This window comes from Protofrankia sp. Cj3, from assembly GCF_917627355.1.
Taxonomy (GTDB): Bacteria; Actinomycetota; Actinomycetes; order Frankiales; family Frankiaceae; genus Protofrankia.
On record NZ_CAKJTR010000110.1, the window covers coordinates 14,978 to 18,708 of the forward strand.

At 67.4% G+C, this 3,731-nt stretch carries 4 protein-coding genes; 1 reads left to right on the forward strand and 3 read right to left on the reverse strand.

Translation table 11 applies throughout. The features are described 5' to 3' along the window. Nucleotides 1-45: 45 nt before the first annotated feature. Together fabG and cas6 are read right to left on the reverse strand one after the other, a co-directional pair. Nucleotides 46-777 (reverse strand): 3-oxoacyl-ACP reductase FabG, encoded by a 732-nt coding sequence (gene fabG, locus MJ783_RS15260; RefSeq protein WP_239311105.1) that lies wholly within the window; start codon nucleotides 775-777, stop codon nucleotides 46-48. Between the two features lie 183 nt (nucleotides 778-960). Continuing rightward, on the reverse strand, nucleotides 961-1,710 hold the full coding sequence (cas6, locus tag MJ783_RS15265; RefSeq protein ID WP_239311106.1) for a CRISPR system precrRNA processing endoribonuclease RAMP protein Cas6: 750 nt from the start codon (nucleotides 1,708-1,710) through the stop codon (nucleotides 961-963). Nucleotides 1,711-2,102: 392 nt separating this feature from the next. On the opposite strand from cas6, the gene MJ783_RS15270 reads away from it, so the two are divergent. Beyond that, a complete protein-coding gene (locus tag MJ783_RS15270; protein WP_239311107.1) occupies nucleotides 2,103-2,672 on the forward strand; it encodes an NUDIX hydrolase in 570 nt (189 codons plus the stop codon). Nucleotides 2,673-2,738: 66 nt separating this feature from the next. Here the strand turns inward: MJ783_RS15270 and MJ783_RS15275 are convergent, their stop codons facing one another. Further along, nucleotides 2,739-3,251 carry a reverse transcriptase domain-containing protein gene (locus MJ783_RS15275; protein WP_239311108.1) on the reverse strand — a complete coding sequence of 171 codons (513 nt, stop codon included), beginning with the start codon at nucleotides 3,249-3,251 and terminating at the stop codon, nucleotides 2,739-2,741. Nucleotides 3,252-3,731: the final 480 nt, after the last annotated feature.

The window sequence follows — 3,731 nt, forward strand, 5'->3', positions numbered from 1 at the left end:
CCCCGCTCCTTGAACCACGCCCCTATTGCCGGGCGCTCTAAGCCGTCAGATGTGGCGCCCGCCGGAGATCTCCAGCACCGTCCCGGTGATGTAGCTCGACAGCTCGCTGGCCAGGAACAGCGCGGCGCCGGCCACCTCGGCTGGTTCGCCCGCCCGTCCCAGCGGGATCTCGGTCAGCTTCGACTCCCAGACGTCCCGTGGCATCGCCTCGGTCATGGCGGTCCGGATCAGACCGGGCTGGATGGCGTTGACCCGCACCCCGCCCTTGGCCAGCTCCTTCGCGGCGGCCTTGGTGAGACCGACGATGCCGGCCTTGGCCGCGCTGTAGTTGGTCTGGCCGAAGTTGCCGACCTTCCCGGAGATCGATGACATATTGATGATCGAACCGCCGCCCTGTTCCTTCATGGCGAGACCGGCTGCCTTGGTGCCGAGCCACGCGCCGAACAGGTGGATGTCGATCACGAGCCGGAAGTCGTCGGCGGACATCTTCTTCATGCTGGCGTCGCGGGTGATGCCGGCGTTGTTGACCATGATGTCGATCCGCCCGTACTCCCGCTGGCAGGCCTCGACGAGCGCCTGGACGTCGTCCTCCCTGGTGACATCCGTGCGGACGGCGATCGCCGGCCCCAGTTCCTTCGCGGCCTCGGCGGCTTTCTCGACGTTGATGTCGGCGAGCACCACCCTGGCGCCGTTGGCGACGAAGAGCTGGGCGATGGCGAGCCCCAGGCCCTGCGCGCCACCGGTGATGACAGCCGCCTTGTCCTCGAGCAGTCCCACGGGTGTTCCCTTCCCCACGCGTCCGGGCGCGCCGACGGCGCGCATCTCATCGGCTCCGCCGCAGCTCAGGCGGGTCCTTCTCAGCAGTAATACCGCGCCCGGCCGGTCGCGGGCGCGTGATCGCGCCTGGCGCGGATGCTGGCGGGACGGCCACGGCTCATCCGGCGGGGCGGTCGGGCGGCGTCACTTCCCGATTTGTCTGTTCCTGATGTCGACAGCTCCGAAGCCGTGCGTGGTCTGCGCACCGACCCCGGCGATCGCCGCGAACCGCATGAGCGCGCCGAACACCTCGGCCGCGGCCGCCGACGCCGTCTTCAACAGGCGTAGCTCGGCCTCGCCCACGAAACCGACCTGGCGGATCTGTTCGGTAACCGGAACCTGCTCGCTCGCGCCGGACACCGCGTCCAGGAACACCGAGCCGACCAGCTCACGGGCGGCGCTGTCATCGATCGTCAGGGTGTCCGGGGCGTGGGCGTTCCACCGGGCGAGCAGTGAGCGCACGATCAACACCGGTTCGGGCAGCGGCAGGTCCCGGCCGTTGCGGGAGAAGAAGGTGGGGGTGAGCATCCGCAGCCGGACCCGCCGGGCCGGCCCGACCGACGCCAGCCGCGCGAACGGCCAGAGGTCCGCGTCGAACCCCATGACCGACTGTTCGCACGGCCCGAAGCGAACCGTCCGCGGCGGCCAGGTCGGTGGCAGGTCGCCGTGGCCGAGCCATCCCAGCCGCCACACCGTCATCGCCGGGGAGTCGCCCGGCTTTCCCGGGCCGGCGGAGCCTGCCGACGGCCGGAGCAGGCCGGCCGCGAACGGTTTCGTGTCAGCGTGATGGTCGGAGTCGGGAGTTTCGAAAAGCCGGGCGGCGGCACCGAGCAGATGGCGGGGTAACGGCGAGCGCGGCGGTGTCGTGAATTTCAGCGACAGCGAAGCCGGCATCGCATCCCCCTACATGGGCCCTGAACCCCGATGCTCACAGTAGCCGAGCCCGGTCCACCACCAGTGGTTCCCTCGACCGGTTCGATGCGCGGACCGACGCGCTGACGGACGCATACCTCGACCTTCACGGCGGCATCGACTGGGATGGCCAGGCCCAGGAGAGCAAGGCCCGCACCGACGCCTGCTGACTGGGCACCGTCCGCCGGCGGACGCTTGGAACACGGATCCCTCGTGGCTATCGGACGATCCAGTAGTCGGCGTCCGGGCCGAGATACTTGCCGGGATCAGGATGCTCACCCGTGGCGACCTCACCCAGGCATCCACGAGGTTCCCGCAACCGACCGCGCCGCGATCGCGGCAATCTGGCTCTCCTACGTCAACAGGTGATCGACATGGCTATCACGGCAGACCACATCCGCACCACCCTGACTGTCTACCTCGACGCACACCCCGAGGAAAAGCCCGACCTCGTACCCGTCTTCGACCTCCTGGACACCGGCAGCGACATCACCTCCCGCAAGGAGTTCCGCGGCCATGCCACCGTCGGCGCGGCGATCGTCAACACCGACGGACGCATCCTGCACATTCACCACCGAGCGCTCAACAGCTGGCTCCTACCCGGCGGCCACCTCGAAAGCCAGGACACCTCGCTGCTGGAAGCAGCCCTGCGCGAACTCGCTGAGGAGACCGGTATCCCCGCAGATGCCGTCACATCGGTCGGTGGCCAGCCGATCCACATCGACGTCCACCCAATCCCCGCCAACGACGCCAAGGGCGAGCCGGAGCACCGGCACGTCGACTTCCGATTCCTCTTCCGCACCACCGCTGACGTGCGCCAACTCCAGACCGACGAGGTCACCGCCGCCTCCTGGCGTGGAATCGACACCCTCAAAGCGACGTTGCGGCAGCGCATTGCCGCGGCCCTGCCTGACACCCGCTCGACCGCCCTGCCTGGGTGTTGACCCCATGACGGCCCTTTCTCGTGGACAGTGGCCTTCAGGTCCGCTGTCCACGGAACCGGGACCGCTTCAACCCACCAGGTGGATGACCCGTTCGTCGTCGACCACCTCGCGCAGCCGGCGCAGCACCTCCCACTGCGGGATGGACGGGAAACAGTCCTCGATGTCCGACCGGGCGACCCAGCTCATTCCGCTGTCGCGGGCCTCCGCCAGGGCGGCGAGGGCGTCCTTGGCGCCGAGCCCACGGCGGTAGGCGAAGCTCCACGGCATCAGCAGCGGATCGATCACCGGGTCCAGCACCCGCAGCAGCGCCCGCTCGACGACTCTGTCGATCAGGCAGGGCACGCCAAGGATGCGGACACCGCCGGACGGCTTCGGGATCTCCACTTTGCGTACCGGGGACGCCAGCCATTCGCCATCCGCGAGTGCCGTACCGAGTTCGTCGAGGTTACGGGCTGCGTTGGCTTCGAACGCGGCTACCTCGGTATCGGGATGTCCGTCGGCTAGGGCGGCGTCGCGGACCTCCGCCCAGGCGTCCAGCAGTGCCTGCGAGGTGAACGCCCGCGCGTACAGCTGACCCATCCAACGCCCTTCCGTCCACCGATGATGCGTACCGTAGCCAATGGTGTCGGATGTTTGTCACGTCGCGCATGGTGTGACCGATCAGAGATCGTGACTCGGAGGTGGCGGTCGCGTGATGGATCAGGCCGGCCTGGCTGCGATCGGTACAGATCGTTTTCCCGGGTCCTCCTTTTGTCATGATCCTCGACGGATCTGTTTGTGCAGCTCAAGGCATATGTCGATCTATTTTGGCGCTTGGATTTCGATCTTTATCAAGATCCTCTGGGATGGGTGCTCGCAACGGGGTACCATCGTTGCAGCTCAGCGGGGGTCCCAAGGGGGGTGCCCTCGCTAACCCCGGCCCGATCATGAGGGCATTGAAACGATTGATCTGATCGCCAGTTGCGACAAAGATCGTCCTCGCTAAGGGAGCGCAGAAAAATAACACGTAGAGTCCCGGAACGGCGTCCGTTGGTGTGTTATGGGCGGCATGGACACAGC